Annotated in this window: 19 protein-coding genes and 1 tRNA gene; 18 read left to right on the plus strand and 2 right to left on the minus strand. The window is 61.6% G+C overall.

The window, feature by feature from the left end:
• Nucleotide 1 precedes the first annotated feature (1 nt).
• Genes NO932_RS08005 through NO932_RS08020 form a run of 4 tightly spaced genes read left to right on the plus strand, consistent with a single transcriptional unit; the run spans nucleotide 2 to nucleotide 2803 of the window.
• Entirely contained in the window at nucleotides 2-607 is a 606-nt protein-coding gene (locus tag NO932_RS08005) for a riboflavin synthase (protein ID WP_309210647.1), read from the plus strand.
• Between the two features lie 2 nt (nucleotides 608-609).
• Entirely contained in the window at nucleotides 610-1092 is a 483-nt protein-coding gene (locus NO932_RS08010) for a 6,7-dimethyl-8-ribityllumazine synthase (protein ID WP_309210649.1), read from the plus strand.
• A gap of 3 nt (nucleotides 1093-1095) precedes the next feature.
• Nucleotides 1096-1584 (plus strand): transcription antitermination factor NusB, encoded by a 489-nt coding sequence (nusB, locus tag NO932_RS08015; RefSeq protein ID WP_309210650.1) that lies wholly within the window; start codon nucleotides 1096-1098, stop codon nucleotides 1582-1584.
• 13 nt (nucleotides 1585-1597) lie between these two features.
• Nucleotides 1598-2803, plus strand: coding sequence for an MFS transporter (locus NO932_RS08020; RefSeq protein ID WP_309210651.1), 1206 nt, complete (start codon nucleotides 1598-1600; stop codon nucleotides 2801-2803).
• Here NO932_RS08020 and NO932_RS08025 read toward each other — a convergent pair.
• A complete protein-coding gene (locus tag NO932_RS08025) occupies nucleotides 2792-3241 on the minus strand; it encodes an outer membrane protein assembly factor BamE (RefSeq protein WP_309210653.1) in 450 nt (149 codons plus the stop codon). The genes NO932_RS08020 and NO932_RS08025 overlap by 12 nt on opposite strands.
• A gap of 154 nt (nucleotides 3242-3395) precedes the next feature.
• On the opposite strand from NO932_RS08025, the gene NO932_RS08030 reads away from it, so the two are divergent.
• The 10 genes from NO932_RS08030 to NO932_RS08075 all read left to right on the plus strand — a co-directional run bounded on the left by NO932_RS08030 (nucleotide 3396) and on the right by NO932_RS08075 (nucleotide 11476).
• A complete protein-coding gene (locus NO932_RS08030) occupies nucleotides 3396-3923 on the plus strand; it encodes a ubiquinol-cytochrome C chaperone family protein (RefSeq protein ID WP_309161548.1) in 528 nt (175 codons plus the stop codon).
• Nucleotides 3920-4459 (plus strand): DUF177 domain-containing protein, encoded by a 540-nt coding sequence (locus tag NO932_RS08035; RefSeq protein ID WP_309210655.1) that lies wholly within the window; start codon nucleotides 3920-3922, stop codon nucleotides 4457-4459. Before NO932_RS08030 ends, NO932_RS08035 begins: the two co-directional genes overlap by 4 nt.
• A gap of 106 nt (nucleotides 4460-4565) precedes the next feature.
• Nucleotides 4566-5633 carry a phosphate acyltransferase PlsX gene (gene plsX / locus NO932_RS08040; RefSeq protein WP_309161544.1) on the plus strand — a complete coding sequence of 356 codons (1068 nt, stop codon included), beginning with the start codon at nucleotides 4566-4568 and terminating at the stop codon, nucleotides 5631-5633.
• Nucleotides 5634-5686: 53 nt separating this feature from the next.
• Nucleotides 5687-6607 (plus strand): beta-ketoacyl-ACP synthase III, encoded by a 921-nt coding sequence (locus NO932_RS08045; RefSeq protein WP_309211003.1) that lies wholly within the window; start codon nucleotides 5687-5689, stop codon nucleotides 6605-6607.
• An 85-nt stretch (nucleotides 6608-6692) separates the two neighbouring features.
• On the plus strand, nucleotides 6693-7004 hold the full coding sequence (locus tag NO932_RS08050; RefSeq protein ID WP_309161541.1) for an integration host factor subunit alpha: 312 nt from the start codon (nucleotides 6693-6695) through the stop codon (nucleotides 7002-7004).
• 24 nt (nucleotides 7005-7028) lie between these two features.
• Nucleotides 7029-7526, plus strand: a complete 498-nt coding sequence (locus NO932_RS08055) for a MerR family transcriptional regulator (protein ID WP_309210656.1) — start codon at nucleotides 7029-7031, stop codon at nucleotides 7524-7526.
• A gap of 246 nt (nucleotides 7527-7772) precedes the next feature.
• A complete protein-coding gene (locus tag NO932_RS08060) occupies nucleotides 7773-8702 on the plus strand; it encodes a siderophore ABC transporter substrate-binding protein (RefSeq protein WP_309210657.1) in 930 nt (309 codons plus the stop codon).
• A 98-nt stretch (nucleotides 8703-8800) separates the two neighbouring features.
• Nucleotides 8801-9763: an ABC transporter permease gene (locus NO932_RS08065; RefSeq protein ID WP_309161534.1), complete on the plus strand. Its 963-nt coding sequence runs from the start codon at nucleotides 8801-8803 to the stop codon at nucleotides 9761-9763.
• Nucleotides 9753-10721, plus strand: a complete 969-nt coding sequence (locus NO932_RS08070; protein ID WP_309161531.1) for an iron chelate uptake ABC transporter family permease subunit — start codon at nucleotides 9753-9755, stop codon at nucleotides 10719-10721. Before NO932_RS08065 ends, NO932_RS08070 begins: the two co-directional genes overlap by 11 nt.
• Entirely contained in the window at nucleotides 10718-11476 is a 759-nt protein-coding gene (locus NO932_RS08075) for an ABC transporter ATP-binding protein (RefSeq protein ID WP_309161529.1), read from the plus strand. Before NO932_RS08070 ends, NO932_RS08075 begins: the two co-directional genes overlap by 4 nt.
• A gap of 14 nt (nucleotides 11477-11490) precedes the next feature.
• Here NO932_RS08075 and NO932_RS08080 read toward each other — a convergent pair whose 3' ends face one another.
• Nucleotides 11491-12465 carry a phosphotransferase gene (locus NO932_RS08080; protein WP_309210660.1) on the minus strand — a complete coding sequence of 325 codons (975 nt, stop codon included), beginning with the start codon at nucleotides 12463-12465 and terminating at the stop codon, nucleotides 11491-11493.
• Nucleotides 12466-12904: 439 nt separating this feature from the next.
• On the opposite strand from NO932_RS08080, the gene NO932_RS08085 reads away from it, so the two are divergent.
• The 4 genes from NO932_RS08085 to NO932_RS08100 all read left to right on the plus strand — a co-directional run bounded on the left by NO932_RS08085 (nucleotide 12905) and on the right by NO932_RS08100 (nucleotide 16067).
• Nucleotides 12905-14623, plus strand: a complete 1719-nt coding sequence (locus NO932_RS08085; protein ID WP_309210661.1) for a PQQ-binding-like beta-propeller repeat protein — start codon at nucleotides 12905-12907, stop codon at nucleotides 14621-14623.
• Nucleotides 14624-14690: 67 nt separating this feature from the next.
• Nucleotides 14691-15485 (plus strand): transporter substrate-binding domain-containing protein, encoded by a 795-nt coding sequence (locus NO932_RS08090; RefSeq protein ID WP_309210662.1) that lies wholly within the window; start codon nucleotides 14691-14693, stop codon nucleotides 15483-15485.
• A gap of 40 nt (nucleotides 15486-15525) precedes the next feature.
• A complete protein-coding gene (locus tag NO932_RS08095) occupies nucleotides 15526-15915 on the plus strand; it encodes a cytochrome c (RefSeq protein WP_309210663.1) in 390 nt (129 codons plus the stop codon).
• A gap of 75 nt (nucleotides 15916-15990) precedes the next feature.
• Nucleotides 15991-16067: transfer RNA gene (locus NO932_RS08100), tRNA-Pro, on the plus strand.
• Nucleotides 16068-16081 lie beyond the last annotated feature (14 nt).

The following is a 16081-nucleotide window of genomic DNA, read 5'->3' on the forward strand; positions in this document are numbered from 1 at the left end:
TATGTTCACCGGCATTATCACCGACATCGGCACCCTTGTTGCCGTCGAAGACCGCAACGACGGGCGCAGGCTCAGGATCGGCACGCGCTACGATCCGGCAAGCATCGACCTTGGCGCTTCGATCATGTGCGAGGGGATTTGCCTCACAGTCACCGATAAGGGAACCGACGAGGGCAACTGGTTCGACGTTTTCGCCGCGCGCGAGACGCTGGACGTAACGCGCGTCGGCGACTGGCAGGCTGGACGGCGGATCAATCTCGAACGCTCGCTCAAGATCGGCGACGAGTTGGGCGGGCACATCGTCTCGGGGCATGTGGATGGGCTCGCGACGATCGTCGAGCGGAGCGATATGGGCGACCAGATCACGTTTGTCTTTGAAGCGCCCCAGGATTTGAGCCGGTTCATTGCAAAGAAGGGCGGGGTGGCGCTCAACGGCACCTCGCTGACCGTCAACTGGGTGGAGGGCAACCGCTTTTCGGTGCACCTGATCCCGCATACGCTTTCCGCGACAAACTGGCCCGACTATCAGGTGGGCGACGTCGTGAACCTTGAAGTCGATCTCATGGCGCGCTATGCGGCGCGGCTTATCGAAACGAAGCAGGAATAGAAATGGCCAGTTCCGGCGACACCTTCGCGATTGCGCCCGGCTCGGCCGAAGGGCAACGCTACCTCATTGTCGAGGCGCGGTTTTATAACGATATCGCCGACGCGCTGCTCGAAGGGGCGGCCGCGGCCTTCGAAAAGGCGGGTGCTTCCTACGAAGTGCTGACCGTGCCCGGCGCTCTGGAAGTTCCCGCAGCCATCGCCATGGCCTCGGAACTCAAGGGCGACGAATTCGACGGCTATGTGGCGCTGGGCTGTGTCATCCGCGGGGAGACGACCCATTACGAGATCGTCTCGGGCGAAAGCGCGCGGGCCTTGATGGATCTTTCCATCTCGGACGGTATCGCGCTCGGCAACGGCATATTGACCGTCGAGAACGAAGCGCAGGCCTGGGCCCGCGCCCGGATGTCCGAACAGGACAAGGGCGGCGGCGCGGCGGTCGCGGCCATGTCCATGGCGGCGCTGCGCGCCCGGCTGATGGAGGACTGAGCCATGGCCACCGACCACGAGATCAAACCGGCAAACCAGCGCGGCTCGGCGCGACTGGCCGCCGTGCAGGCGCTCTACCAGATGGATGTGGGCGAGCAGACGCTGGAGGAAACCCTCAGCCAATTCGAGAGCTTCCGGCTGGGGCGCGAACTCGAGGGCGATCAATACCTGCCCGCCGATGCCGACTATTTCCGCCATATCGTGCGCGGCGTGGTTCAGAACCAGGTCAAGCTCGATCCCATCATCAACGCCGCCCTGCAGGGCGGCTGGCCGATGACGCGGATCGATGCCACGCTCCGGGCGCTGCTGCGGGCCGGCGTGTTCGAATTGACCATGCGCAAGGACATCCCCTTCAAGGTGGTGATCCGCGAATATGTCGACGTCGCCAACGCCTTTTACGAGGACGAGGTACCCGGCATGGTCAACGGCGTGCTCGACGCGGTGGCGCGGAAATATTCCGAGGGGTATGCTGGGGACAAACCCCAACCCTGAATCGGACAATCCCATGGCCGCTCTGCGCAACATTCTCCTTCTCTCGGGTGCGCAGGCGGTGGCTGGCTCTTCCCAGGGCATGGTTATGGCGGTTGGCGCTCTCGCGGGCGCTACGCTGGCCTTCGATCCGGCCTTTGCGACAGTGCCGACGACAGTGATGATTCTCGGCGTCGCGTTGATGGCGGGGCCGGCGGCGATTCTTTTGCATCGCTTGGGCAGGACGCGCGGCTTCGTGCTCGGCTCGGCGATTGCCGGGACGGGCGGGCTGGTGGCCGCGCTCGGACTTTATCTCCATAGCTTCATCATCTTTTCCGCCGCCATGTTGCTGATCGGGGCCGCGGGGGCGTTCGGACAGCAATATCGCTTTGCCGCCGCCGACAGCGTGCCGCCCGAGGGCAAGGCGCGGGCGGTGTCGTGGGTGATGTTCGGCGGCGTGTTGGCGGGTTTCCTGGGACCGCGGCTGGCGACAGTGACCTCGGAGGCCGTGCCGAGCGCCGTCTATGCGGGATCATTCATCGGGCTCGCCGGTTTGTCGCTTGCCGCCATGCTGCTGCTTGGCTTTACGCGTTTGCCGAAGGGCGAACCCAAGCGGCCAGCCTCCGAGCAAGGTCGCCCGATGGGCGAATTGCTGCGCACGCCTGAGATATTCGTGCCGGTGCTGACCGGAATGGCGAGCTTTGCGCTCATGACCTTCGTGATGGTCGCCGCGCCTTTGGCGATGGTGCATCTGTGCGGTCACGCGCCGGCCGATGCAGCCAATTCCATCCAGTGGCATATCGTGGCGATGTTCGCGCCGAGCTTTATCACCGGAACGATCATCGGGCGGATCGGACCGCATCTGACGATAGCTATCGGGCTTTTATTGATAATCGCGAGCGCGGGCACATCGCTGACGGGCATCACGACGCTGCATTTCGATGTCGCGCTCGTCCTGCTCGGCGTTGGCTGGAATTTCGGCTTTATCGGCTCGACGGTGATGCTGTCCAACGCCTACCGGCCCGAGGAGGGCGCGCGGGTGCAGGCGATCAACGAGCAATTGGTGTTCGGCACCAATGCCATCGCCTCGATCGGGGCGGGGGTGCTTCTCAACCTGTTCGGTTGGGAAATGGTCAACCTCATCGCCATGCCGATAGCGGTCGCGGCCATCCTGCTTTTGGGGTGGACCGATCTGCGCAATCGGGGGCTAAAGCGGCGCGATGCGCTGGCCTCAGAGGGCTGAAGCCAGCAGCGTCTGCAGGAAGTTGCGGTCTTCGCCGAACGAGCCGGTGCGGCGCTGTTCGATGGCGAATACGCGTCCGTCCTCGAGCGTATAGAGTGCCCGGTCGGTGACGCGGCGGTCGGAGCCGAAATAGACGGCGAGCACGGTGCGTTCCTGCACCGAGGTCAGTCCGAAAGCGGTCTGGTTGACCTTGGTTTCCACATAGTACCAGGCCGTTTCCCCCGAGAAGGTCGATGTCGTCTGCGGCGAGCCGAGGACGACACGCACCAGGTCTTGGCTCGCACCGGGACGAATCTGGGTAATCGCATCCTCGGGCAGAACATAGCCCTGCGTACGCTGCGCAACGAGGCCGGAGCCCGAGCAGGCCGAAAGCGTGAGGCCAAGGGCGACGGCCGCGGCAAGGGGGGACAGGCGGACAAGGGCGGAACGCAGGGTCATGAATTGACTTTCCTCAACTCTCTCGACTATAGCCTCGCGACAATGCGCCAGGAATTTTACGTGTTGTTTAGCCGTCAAGGCACGACTCTGGCAAGCGGCCAATGGATTTCCATATATGATTGGCCGTCTTTCTCGCCTTCGAGACCGAGATGAAATGATCCTGTCCTTATTCCGCAAGACCAAGCTCTCCGAGCCCGTTTACGCCGTCTATAATGCCATTGTGGCGCAATCCCGGCGCGAGGTTTTCTACGCCGAATGGGGTGTTGCGGACACACTGACAGGCCGGTTCGACATGATTTCGCTGCACGCGGCTCTGGTTTTCCGCAAGCTGCGCTCGCGCGAAGCCCAGAGCAGGGCGTTTGCCCAGGACGTCTTCGACTGCTTCTTCAAGGACATGGACCGATCCTTGCGCGAAATGGGGGTGGGCGACCTTTCCATCGGCAAGCGGATCGAAAAGATGGGTGGGCTGTTCTACGGCATGCTCTCCAATCTTTCCGAGATACTCGACGCCGGCGACCGCACGAGACTTGTCGCCTTCGTTTCGCGCAACTTCCATGGCGGGGGAACCCATCCGGCCGCGGACAAGTTTGCCGATTATATCCTGCTCTGCGACGACCTGCTCGAAACCCAGAACGTCGAAGACATCATGGGTGGCAAGGTTGTGTTCGGAGAACCGAAATGACTGTGAAGCCAAACCAGCTCGATCTCGACGCGATCATCAAGGTCGACAAAATCCCCGCCGCTGGGCGGGTCGTGACCATCGAAACGGATCAGGAGCAGCGCGAGGCGCTGGCCGAGCGGCTCAAGGTGAGCGAGGTCACCTACTTTTCCGCCAAGGTGACGGCATCGCGCTTCCGGGGCGGCGTAAGGGCACAAGGGCAGGTGAAGGGCACGGTCATCCAGCCTTGCGTGGTCACCGGGGACCCGGTGAGTCAGGATATTGACGAGCCGGTGGACAGGATTTTCCTGCCTGGCCAGGACGCGGCGAGCCAGGCCACGGCGGGGGCCGAGATTTTCGTCAACCTCGAGGACGATGATCTGCCGGACTATTTCGAGGGCAATGAGATCGATCTGACCGATCTGGTCCTCGAGGTTTTCGCCCTCGCCATCGATCTTTATCCCCGAAAGCCCGGAGCCGAACTGCCCGAGGGCATGGCCGGGGACGATCCGGCCGAGCTTTCGCCCTTTGCCGCGCTCAAGGCCCTCAAAAAGGATTGAGTGCCACCGGCATCCGGTTGACACCCTTGCAAGACGAAGTTCATTGACTATGGTGAGCGCGGACGGAGCAATCGGCGCGCTCAGACGGGCAGCATTAAGGCACGCAATGAGTGAAACGATAACGATCTCCGTTGACGCGATGGGCGGAGACAACGCGCCGCGCGCACCTCTCCACGGTGCCAAACTTCTGCTTCGCGAGCGCCCCAACGCGCGCTTCATCTTTCACGGACGCGAAGAGGCCATCAGGCCGCTGATGGCCGAGTTCCCCGAACTGGGCGCGGTCTCGGAGGTTCGCCATAGCGAAACCGTCATCACCATGGACGACAAGCCCAGCCAGGCCTTGCGCAAGGGCAGGGGCAACTCGTCCATGTGGGCGGCGATCCAGTCGGTCAAGGACGGCGAGGCCGCCGTCGCGATTTCGGGGGGCAACACCGGTGCGCTGATGGCAATGGCCACGTTTTGCCTGCGGACGATGGACGGCATTTCCCGCCCGGCGATTTCAGCCATCTGGCCTACGCTTCGGTCCGACATCATCGTTCTGGACGTGGGCGCCACCATCGGCGCTGACGCCAGGCAACTGGTGGACTTTTCCATCCTTGGTGCCGCGCTGGCGAGGGCGGTCTTCGACATCGAAAGCCCGACCGTGGGGCTGCTCAATGTCGGGGTCGAAGAGGCCAAGGGCAATGAATCGGTCAAGGATGCCGGCAAGATCCTGAGCGAAAGCTCCGGCGCCGGCTTCACCTACAAGGGATTCGTCGAGGGCGACGATCTGGGCAAGGGCACGGTGGACGTCGTCGTCACCGAAGGGTTCACCGGCAATATCGCCCTCAAGACCGCCGAGGGCACGGCCCGCCAGGTGGGCACGTATCTTCGCGACGCCATGACCTCGTCGCTCATGAGCAAGATCGGCGCGCTGTTCGCCCGTCAGGCACTTGGCGCCATCCGCTCGAAGATGGATCCGCGCACGGTCAATGGCGGCGTGTTCCTCGGCCTCAATGGCGTCGTTATCAAGAGCCATGGTGGCACTGACGAGATCGGATACAAGAGCGCGCTGAACCTTGCTTACGACATGGCGCGCAACGATCTGATCGCCAAGATCGGGGAGGGTCTGAAGAACTTCCCCACGCTGGCCGTGCCGGCGGACCTGTCCAATCTGGAGGCACCTTCCGCGTGACCAAAATCCAATCTGTTGTACGCGGAGTGGGCGGATACCTGCCCGAACGCGTGATGACCAATGACGACCTCACCAAGATCGTCGATACCTCCGATGAATGGATCGTGCAGCGCACCGGCATCAGGCAGCGCCACATCGCCGCCGAGGGCGAAGTGACTTCCGACCTGGCGCTTATTGCGGCGCGCCGGGCGCTGGAAAACGCCGGCATGGAGGCAAGCGACATCGATCTGATCGTGGTGGGGACAACCACGCCCGACAGGACCTTTCCGGCGACCGCCGCCATCCTGCAGCAGAAGCTCGGCATCACGCATGGCTCGGCTTTCGACGTGCAGGCGGTTTGCTCCGGTTTCGTGTTCGGGGTGGCGACGGCCGACAGCTATCTCAAGACCGGCATGGCCAAGCGCGCGCTGATCATCGGCGCCGAAGTTTTCTCGCGCATTCTGGATTGGACCGACCGTGCCACCTGCGTCCTGTTCGGCGACGGGGCAGGGGCGATGATTCTCGAAGCCCGCGAAGTGCCCGACGATGCGCCCGAAGAGGGCGTTCTCGTCTCCAGCCTGCGCACCGATGGCAGCCATTGGGAAAAGCTCTATGTCGATGGCGGCGTCGCAGCGACCGGATCGATCGGCCATGTGCGCATGGAGGGCCGCGAGGTCTTCAAGCATGCGGTGGGCATGATCTCCGATGTGGTCGAGGACGTGCTCCAAAAGACCGGCAAGACGACCGGTGACCTGGACTGGTTCGTGCCGCACCAGGCCAACAAGCGCATCATCGACGGGGCAGGCCGCAAGCTCGGTATTCCCGAAACCAAGACGGTCGTAACCGTCGACAGGCACGCCAACACCTCTGCCGCCTCCGTGCCGCTCGCCCTTTGGGTGGCCAGCGAGGAGGGGCGGATCAAGAAGGGTGACCTGGTGATGATCGAAGCGATGGGCGGCGGGTTCACCTGGGGAGCCTCACTCATTCGCTGGTAGAGTTGACCGCGCTCCGTTTTGAGCGTTAAGTGGTTGAAATCTTGGGGGCTGGCTCACGGGCTTCAATAAGGTTGAGGGGAAGATCATGTCGGGAAAAACGGTGACTCGCGCCGATCTGGCCGAGGCGGTGTACCAGTCCGTGGGACTGTCGCGTACCGAATCGGCGGAACTTGTGGAACGGGTCCTGCAGATCGTCAGCGATTCCCTTGCCGATGGAGACAACGTCAAATTGTCGTCCTTCGGGTCCTTCCAGGTCCGGTCCAAGAATGAGCGGATCGGCCGGAATCCCAAGACTGGCGAGGAAGTTCCCATCCTTCCCCGGCAGGTTCTTGTGTTCAAACCGTCCAACGTCTTGAAATCCAAGATCAACAAATCTATGGTTCGATCTGGAAAATAAACAATTTTACCGGGGCACGTCGCGTTGGATAAATCTCCAGACGCCTTCCGGACAATTTCCGAAGCGGCCGAAGAACTAGACTTGCCGCAGCATGTGCTGCGTTTCTGGGAGACACGGTTCACCCAGATCAAACCGCTGAAACGTGGCGGCGGACGCCGTTACTATCGGCCGGACGATGTGCAGTTGCTCAAGGGCATCCGCCACCTGCTCTACGATCAGGGCTTCACCATCAAGGGCGTCCAGCGCATTCTCAAGGAGCAGGGCGCAAAGCATGTCGTCGCCATCGGCGAGACGGGCTCCATTCGCCCGATTGCACCCCAACCTCAGTTCGAGCCTGCGACTGACGAAGACGCTGTCGATTTCGTCGATATCGCTTCCGATGTCTCCTCGGACGAGCCTCGGCTTGTTGCCGGTCCCGCCGCGCGGACGGAGGGGCTTTCCGCTCGGCAAAAAGAGGAACTGAGCGCTGTTCTCGATATGCTTGCATCCTGCAAGCAGGTGCTCGACAAGGCGCGCGGCTGACGGAGCCGGGGCACAGCTCTGTCTTGGCCGAAAGAATAAGATGATAATTCAAATCAACAATATTGACGGGGCGGGCCGACCCGCCTAATACCTGAACCGCTCGGTTAGATTTTGGCCGGCGATGGAGGCCCGCAAGGCGCGCGCTTCAGTCCGAACGGGATTGAGCAGGCGGGGCGCGGGACGATTTGAGGTGGGCAAGGCGGCGGCTTCGGCGCTACGCCCCAGCCAATTGATAGGAATGTCATCGTGACAATCTCGCTTGTTTTCCGCACTGCGACTGCCGCCCTGGCACTGACAGCTTCGCTCGCCCTCACCGCTGGAGCGTCTGCTCAGGATATCACCGTTACCCACCCCCAGGGCGAAACCACCATTTCCGGTGTGCCTGAAAAGGTCTTCACCATCGATTGGGCGGCCTTCGACAATCTCAACGCGCTCGGCGTGGAGGTTGCCGGTGCTCCGGGTTCCAACGCTCCGGCCTATCTGGCCGAATACGTTTCCGACGATCTGTTCAATGTCGGGTCGCTCTTTGAGCCCGACTTCGAAGGTATCGCCGCCGAGCAGCCCGATCTGGTGATCGTGGCGGCCCGTTCGGCCTCGACCTACCCCCAGCTCTCCGAAATCGCGCCGACCATCGACATGTCGATCAATAACGCCGATCTCGTGGCCGGCGTTCAGGGCAATCTCGAGCAGCTTGGTGAAATCTTCGATGTCCAGGATCGTGCCGCTGAGCTGATTGCCGAACTCGATGCCAAGATTGAGGAAGCCCGTGCCGCTGCAGAGGGCAAGGGTACCGGGCTTGTGCTGGTGACCAATGCGGGCAGTCTCGGCGTTTACGGTCCCGATTCCCGCGTGGCCTGGATCCACAATGAGCTGGGCATTCCGTCGGTCATGGACGATGTCGAGGACGGCGACCATGGCGGCGACGGCATCTCGTTCGAATTCCTGCTCGAAGCCAATCCCGACTACCTCTTCGTCGTCGATCGTGACGCCGGTGTGGGCAATGAAGGCGCCGCCGCGGCTCTGCTCGACAACGAGCTGATGCACGAGACCACTGCCTGGCAGAACGACCAGATCGTGTACCTCGATCCCCAGGCTGCCTACATCACCATGCATGGCTACACCGGCCTGATGCTGATGCTCGATCAGGTGATTGAAGGCTACAACAGCGCCGAGTGATCGGAGCTCCATTCGCAAAGCCCGGCGCTTCCAGTCGCCGGGCTTCTCTATTTTTCCGTCCGGGCCTCGCACCCGGCCCTACCCACAGGCTAGCTAAAGTGCGGCTTCTCACAGTCGGAATCGTGCTGACCATCGTTCTGGCGATCATCAGCCTTTTCGTTGGCGTCAGTGACGTTTCGCTGGGGGCGCTGCTCTCATCGAGCGCGGAAGACCGGCCGATGCAGGTGCTGGTCATGAGCCGCATTCCGCGCACGCTGGCCATCCTGCTCGCAGGCTCGTCGCTGGCCATCGCCGGCCTGGTCATGCAGATGATCGTCCGCAACCGCTTCGTCGAGCCTTCGACAGCGGGGACGACGGAATCGGCAACCCTGGGCTTTCTCGTCGTAACGCTTCTGGCGCCCGGATGGCCCTTGATGGCCAAAATGATCGTGGCTGCCATGTTTGCTTTGGCCGGCACTGCGCTGTTTCTGCGCATCCTGCGCTTCGTTCCCTTGCGCGATGTCCTGCTGGTGCCGCTGGTTGGCATCATGCTGGGCGGCGTCATTGGCGCTGTCACCAGCTTTTTCGCCTATCGCTTCAACCTCCTGCCCTCGCTGCTCGCCTGGAGCATGGGCGATTTCTCGGGCGTGCTCAGAGGACGCTACGAGCTGCTCTGGTTCGGCCTTGCCGGCACGATCATGGCCTACATCGCCGCCGACCGGTTCACCGTGGCCGGCATGGGCGAGGACTTCACCACCAATCTGGGGCTCAACTACAAGCGCGTGATGACGCTGGGGCTGATCATCGTGTCGATCGTCAGCGCGGTCGTGCTGGTGTCGGTCGGCTCGATCCCGTTTCTGGGACTGATCGTGCCCAATGTCGTGAGCCTGATGGTGGGCGACAACATGCGGCGCACCGTGCCCTGGGTGGCGGTGCTGGGCGCGGCGTTTGTCCTCGCCTGCGACATCGTCGGCCGCATCGTGCGCTTCCCCTATGAAATTCCGATCAGCGTCGTCGTCGGCGTGATCGGCAGCGGGCTGTTCCTTTATCTGCTGCTAAGGAAGCGTCACAATGCTGCGTAACCTGCGTTGGTCGCGTCCCACGATCGTTCTGGCCGTTCTGGCGCTCGTCGCTCTGATTTCGGTCGTCTGCTTCATGACGCTTGGCGCCAGGGGGAGCTGGGATTTCATCATTCCTTTCCGCGGCCGCAAGCTTTTGGGCCTCGTCCTGGTCGCCTACGCGATTGCGATATCGACGGTGTTGTTCCAGACGGTCACCAACAATCGCATCCTTACCCCTTCGATCATGGGGTTCGATGCGCTCTATATCCTGGTGCAGACGGCCATCGTCTTCTTCCTCGGCCCGCAGATGCTTTCGCTGATGAACCCCTATGCCCAGTTCGGCATGGAAGTGGTTCTGATGATTGGCTTTTCCTGGTTGCTGTTCCAGTGGCTGTTCCTGAGCGAAGGACGCAGCCTGCATCTGCTCGTGCTCGTGGGGATCGTGTTCGGCATCTTTTTCCGCAGCCTCTCTAACTTTATGCAGAGGCTGCTGGATCCCAATGCGTTCCAGGTGCTGCAGGACAGCTTTTTCGCCAGCTTTTCGACGATCGATACCACCCTGCTGGGCGTTGCGCTGGGCGTGGTCGTCGTCGTCACGTTGGTGCTCTGGCGGATGGGGCACACTTTCGACGTGCTCTCGCTCGGCCGCGACACGGCGATCAATCTCGGTGTCGAGTACAAGCGCAGCGTCGTCATCATCCTGGTGATGGTATCGATCCTTGTGTCGGTATCGACGGCGCTGGTCGGGCCGATAACGTTTTTCGGTCTGCTGGTCGCCAGCCTCGCCCATGGGCTTGTCGGCACGTCCAAGCATAAATACATCCTGCCTGCGGCAGCGCTGCTCGGCGTGATCGCACTGGTCGGCGGTCAGACGGTGTTCGAACGCGTGTTCGAATTCGATACCGCGCTGTCCATCATCGTCGAGTTCCTGGGTGGCCTCGTCTTCATAATTCTCATCCTGCGGGGAGCGGCCCGATGATCATCACTTCCGGCCTCAAGAAATATTATGGCGACACCGCCGTGGTCGACGACGTGTCGATCGAGCTGCCCGCCGCCGGTATCACCTCGATCATCGGCCCCAACGGGGCGGGCAAGTCGACAATGCTCTCGATCGTCTCGCGCCTTTTGGGGATGGATGCGGGATCGGTGACGGTGGACGGCATGGATGTGTCCAACACGCCCAGCGACGTTTTGGCCAAGCGACTGTCGATCCTGCGCCAGGACAACCACATGACGGCGCGTTTGACGGTCCATGATCTGGTGTCGTTTGGCCGCTACCCCTATTCAAAGGGCCGCCTCACCATCGAGGACAAGGGGCATATCGACCAATCGATCGCCTATCTCAATCTCGAGGACCTCAAGGATCGGTTTCTCGACGAACTCTCGGGCGGCCAGCGGCAGCGGGCGTTCGTGGCGATGGTGCTGTGCCAGGACACCGACTATGTGCTGCTCGACGAGCCGCTCAACAATCTCGACATGAAACATGCCATGGGCATGATGAAGCTCATGCAGCGCGCTTGCCGCGAGCTGGGCAAGACTGTCGTGCTGGTCCTGCACGACATCAATTTCGCTTCATGGTATTCCGATTACATCATCGCCATGAAGAATGGCAAAGTCGTGCGGCACGGCTCCAAGAACGAGATCATCACGCCCGAGGCGCTGAAAGAGATCTACGATATGGACATCAACGTCCACGAAATCGGCGGTCACCGGGTTTCGCTTTTCTACGATTGACCGGTATGCACACCCTATCGGTCAATGGTTCCGGTCGAAAGAAAGCGCTCGGCCATCTCGGCCGATTCGGCGGCATATCGGTGCCTGAGTTGTTGAGCGGGTTCGGCCTCCGGATGCGTTTCGATCCAGGCGAGCAGTGCCATACGCCGTAGCAAAACCATGACGTCGAGCATGGCTTCATCCGCGGCGCTGAAGGGCCGGTGGCGGCGGTATCCGGCCAGCCACGCTGCCCTTAGCGCGGGAATGGTTTCGCTTTCTTCGAAGAAGGAAACGGCTGCGCCGAAATCATAGCCGAACCAGCAAAAGCCGCAGTCGTCGAAATCGATCAGCCGCGTCTCCCCATCGGCAACCAGCAGGTTGGCCAGGCGCATATCGGCGTGGATCAGGCCAAACCGGTCCCGGCTCATGCCGTAGCTGGCCAGCAACTCCCGCAGCCGCCGGTCGAGCTTGTCCAGCACCTTGCGCGTTTCGCCACAAACGCCCGGCGCCGCGCGCCAGTCGCCCCAGATGGCATCGGGGTCGAGAATGGCGTTCGCCGTCCAGATGTGACGTGTGAAGCCGGCTGGTGGCGTCCACCGCGTAACGTGGAGATGACACTTGGCGGCCAAAGCACCCAATTGCCGGAACACCGGCGCAAGATCGTCGCCGACCTGCGGTTCCGCGCCTTCCTCGAAAGCGAACGCCACCATGTGCCGGGTTTCATGCAAGAACAGCCCCTCCTGCACCAACTCGCCATCGCGGCCGGGTAGGGGGCGGGGGGTGAACAGACCAGTCTGGCTGCGAAGCGCCTGCATCCAGGCCAGCTCGCTTTCAATCGCCGAACGCGAATGATAGCCGGGGCGGTGCACCCGCAAGATCGCGCGCGCGCCATCGGGAAGGTCGAGCCGGAAGGTGTGGTTTTCCGAGAGATTGATGAGTTCGATGCCGCTCTGCGCGAATCCCGGCCAACGATCGAGAGCCGCCGTCAGCCCACCCCAGCTTTCGCCCATTCCAGTTCCCCTGTTTGGGGAGCGTTATTGAACAATGCGGCGGTCGATGTCACGCGGAAAGCTCGCGATGCAACGGCTTCTCATATTTTCATATTATTATACGCATCAATATTTAAATTATACTGATCTTTCGAAGTGAACTGAAGTCTAAATATCTTGTGCAGGTATAGTATCCGCAATTGACGTTCGCGTGACCAGCGCGGAACATTTCGCAGAGTCAGCAGAAGTGACCGTCGGGAGGACGGGTGCGGACGTTGAACATAATGGCGGGAATGCACCGGCAGCCTTCCCGGAACACCACAGGCGCTTTCAACGCTCGGCGGATATGTCGGCAGGCGCTTGGACAAACCTTCCTGGCTGCCGGGCCGCCCTTTCCGCCAGCAGGAACGATCGAGGCAACTCTCGATCGGCGCTTACACGCAAGGGCATGGAGGAGAAAATGAAACATAATGCTTGGGCTCTGGCTCTGCTGCTCTCGGCGGCAAGCGTCACGAGCCTGCCGGCGCAGGAAACGACCGACGATCCGTGGGCTGATTTCGTACCGGTAACCGACGAGATGTTCGCCAACCCCGATGACGGTGACTGGCTCAACTGGCGCCGCACCCGCGATAGCTGGGCCCATTCGCCGCTGACCCAGATCACGCCGGAAAACGTCTCCGACCTGCAGATGGCGTGGTCGTGGAACGTGGAGCCGGGCACGTTCGAATCGACCCCTCTGGTCTATGACGGAATCATGTTCCTGGCTGGCGCGCGTGACGTTATCCAGGCGCTCGATGCCGTGACTGGTGATCTGCTCTGGGAATATAAGCGAGAGCTGCCGGAAGACGCCTGCAACGGCACCTCCGGCGCCACCCGCAACATCGCGCTCTATGGCGAAAGGGTTTTCACCTCGACCTGCGACGCGCATGTCGTTGCGCTTGATGCCTTCACCGGGCAGGTCGCCTGGGATGTCGAAATGGAGGTCTGGGAAAACTATAAGGTCGGTTTCAGCACCGGTCCCACCATCGTCAAGGGGCAGGTGATTTCCGGCCTCACCGACTGCCGCGTGTTCCGTGAGGGGCGTACGGGTTGTTACGTCGTCTCGCACGACCCTACGAACGGTGAGGAATTGTGGCGGACCTATACGGTGCCCATCGCTGGGGAAGAGGGGGGCGACACCTGGGGCGACGCCCCGGACTTCCTGCGCGCCGGCGGCAGCGTCTGGCATCCGTGCTCCTATGACCAAGAGCAGGACATCATCCTGTGCGCCACGGGTCAGGCCTACCCTTGGACCAGCGTGGGGCGCGGGCATGAGGGTGAAGCGCTCTATACCAACTCGACGATCGCGCTTGATCCCGATACCGGGGAAATCCTCTGGTACCACCAGTACCTGCCCGGCGAAACGCTCGACCTCGACGACGCGTTCGAGCACGTCTTTGTCGATGTCGACGGCCAGAAGCGCTTCTACAAGATCGGCAAGAGCGGCATTCTCTGGGTCATGGATCGTGAGACCGGTGAATATATCGATCACCGTGAAATGGTGTTCCAGAACGTCTTCGACGTGAACACGGAAACCGGTCAGGCTATCGTCCGGCCCGAGAAGATCCCGGTTGATTTCGAAACGCCCATCTTCTCCTGCCCGAGCACGGCAGGCGGCAAGGATTGGCACCCCATGGCGTTCAATCCCGAACTGCGGACCCTCTACATGCCGCTCAGCCAGAGCTGCATGGACTTCACCGCCCGCGAAGTCGAGGCCGTCGTCGGCGGCGGTGGGACCGGCGGTTTCCGGACTTTCGCACCGATGCCCGATGTCGAAGGGCAGGGCCTGCTTGCCGCCGTCAATGTCGATACGCTCGAGACCGTATGGCGTCACGAGCAGCATGCCCCGTTCCTCACGGGGATCCTTTCGACGGAATCGGGCCTGATTTTTGCCGGCGATCTCGATCGCTATTTCAAGGCGTTCGATGCCGAAACCGGCGAAGTGGTGTGGGAAGTGCGCCTCTCCCAATCGGTGCAGGGCATGCCGGTGACCTACGAGGTCGATGGCACGCAGTACATCGCCATTCCCACCGGTCTTGGCGGCGGCAGCCCGCGTGCGCAAGCGGCGCTTGTTCCCGACATCCGCCACCCCATGAGCGGCAACAATCTGTTCGTCTTCGCGCTCCCGGAGGCCGACTAGCCGCTTGATGGCCGCCTGCCGCTCCCAACCACGCGGCAGGCGGCCAAACCATGGACGGATTCTGGGCATGCCTCGCCTGCCGATTTTCTTCGGAGTCATTTTGATCGCCTCAAGCGCCCTCGCGCAGCCAATGGTGCAGCGAGATTTCTATGAGGGCGCGATCCGAGACCGTGGCAATCGCATTATCTTCTGTATCTGGCCCGACAGTCCCATGGTGGATCTCGATCGGGCCATCGCGTCCGAAATCGCCGGGCTGCATCTGCTCGAGGCCGAATTCTTCGAAGCCGACCAGGTGAGCTCGGGAACACAGGAGCTGTTCGAGCAGCAGCTCTTCATCCATCTCATGGATGACTGCGACGCCGTGATGGGCACGAGCCTCGATTGGCGGCCGTTGCCTGAATGGCTGACGGTCACCCGGTCCTATTTCGAACTCGGCTACGTTCTGGCAACGCAAGAAGAGGGGGTAACCAGCCCCTTCGACCTGCCGGCGGGTGCCCGGGTTGGATCGATCATGCTTTCACAAGCCGACATGACCTTCGCGCGCACCCTCGGCGGCGGCGCCGATATCATCCGAATACCCTACGACACGGCAGAAAACATTCTGGCTGCCATCGTCGGTGGTCAGCTGGAGGCTGGCATCGTGCCTATCCACGCGCTGCCGCTCATCTCGGGGCAATTTGCAGATGAGGGGATCGTCGTCTCCCGGCTGACTTCGCCCGAGATCGCGGCCGAGCCGATCGGCATGGCCTTGCTGAGTCGCGACGCCTATCTGCGGGACCTTCTCGGCGACGCAATCGCAGCGCTGCAAGCGGACGGGACGATGTCCGCTTTGGCCGTCCAGATGGGATACGGCATCCCCTGACAAATGCCGTTGCGTTCATTCAAAGTGTAAGGAGGAGACATTGAGAACATCCCGGATTTCAATCCCATTGGTGGCGATCATTTTCGCGGCAACGCTTGGCGTCGCCACCGCTGCGGCGCAGGAGGAGGTAGGCGATTGGGCTACGCCCGAGCAGGTCGAACGAGGCCGGGCGGCCTATGAGCAGAAATGCTCCACATGCCACGGCTCCGACATCGTCTCGATCTTCAAGAGCTTCCCGTCCGCGGGACAGTTCTTTGGGTTCATCTCGACCACCATGCCCGGCGATGCGCCTGGAAGCCTGCCCGCGCAGCAATATGCTGACATCATTGCCTATCTTGCCGCTGAAAACGGCATGAAAACCGGAACCGAGGAGTTGCCGCCGGACCCCGAGGCGCTCAATAGCATCCGTCCATCCGAGTTTGCGCAATAGGTTGGGGTGAGCTTTGAAAATTTGGGAACGGAACCCTTGCGCTCCTCTCCGCTATTATATAGGTGAGAGGCCAATCGGGGCGTAGCGCAGCCTGGTAGCGCATTTGTCTGGGGGACAAAGGGTCGTCGGTTCAAATCCGGCCGCTCCGACCATCTAAAAGAAAACG

Source organism: Pelagibacterium sp. 26DY04, from assembly GCF_031202305.1.
Lineage (GTDB): Bacteria > Pseudomonadota > Alphaproteobacteria > Rhizobiales > Devosiaceae > Pelagibacterium.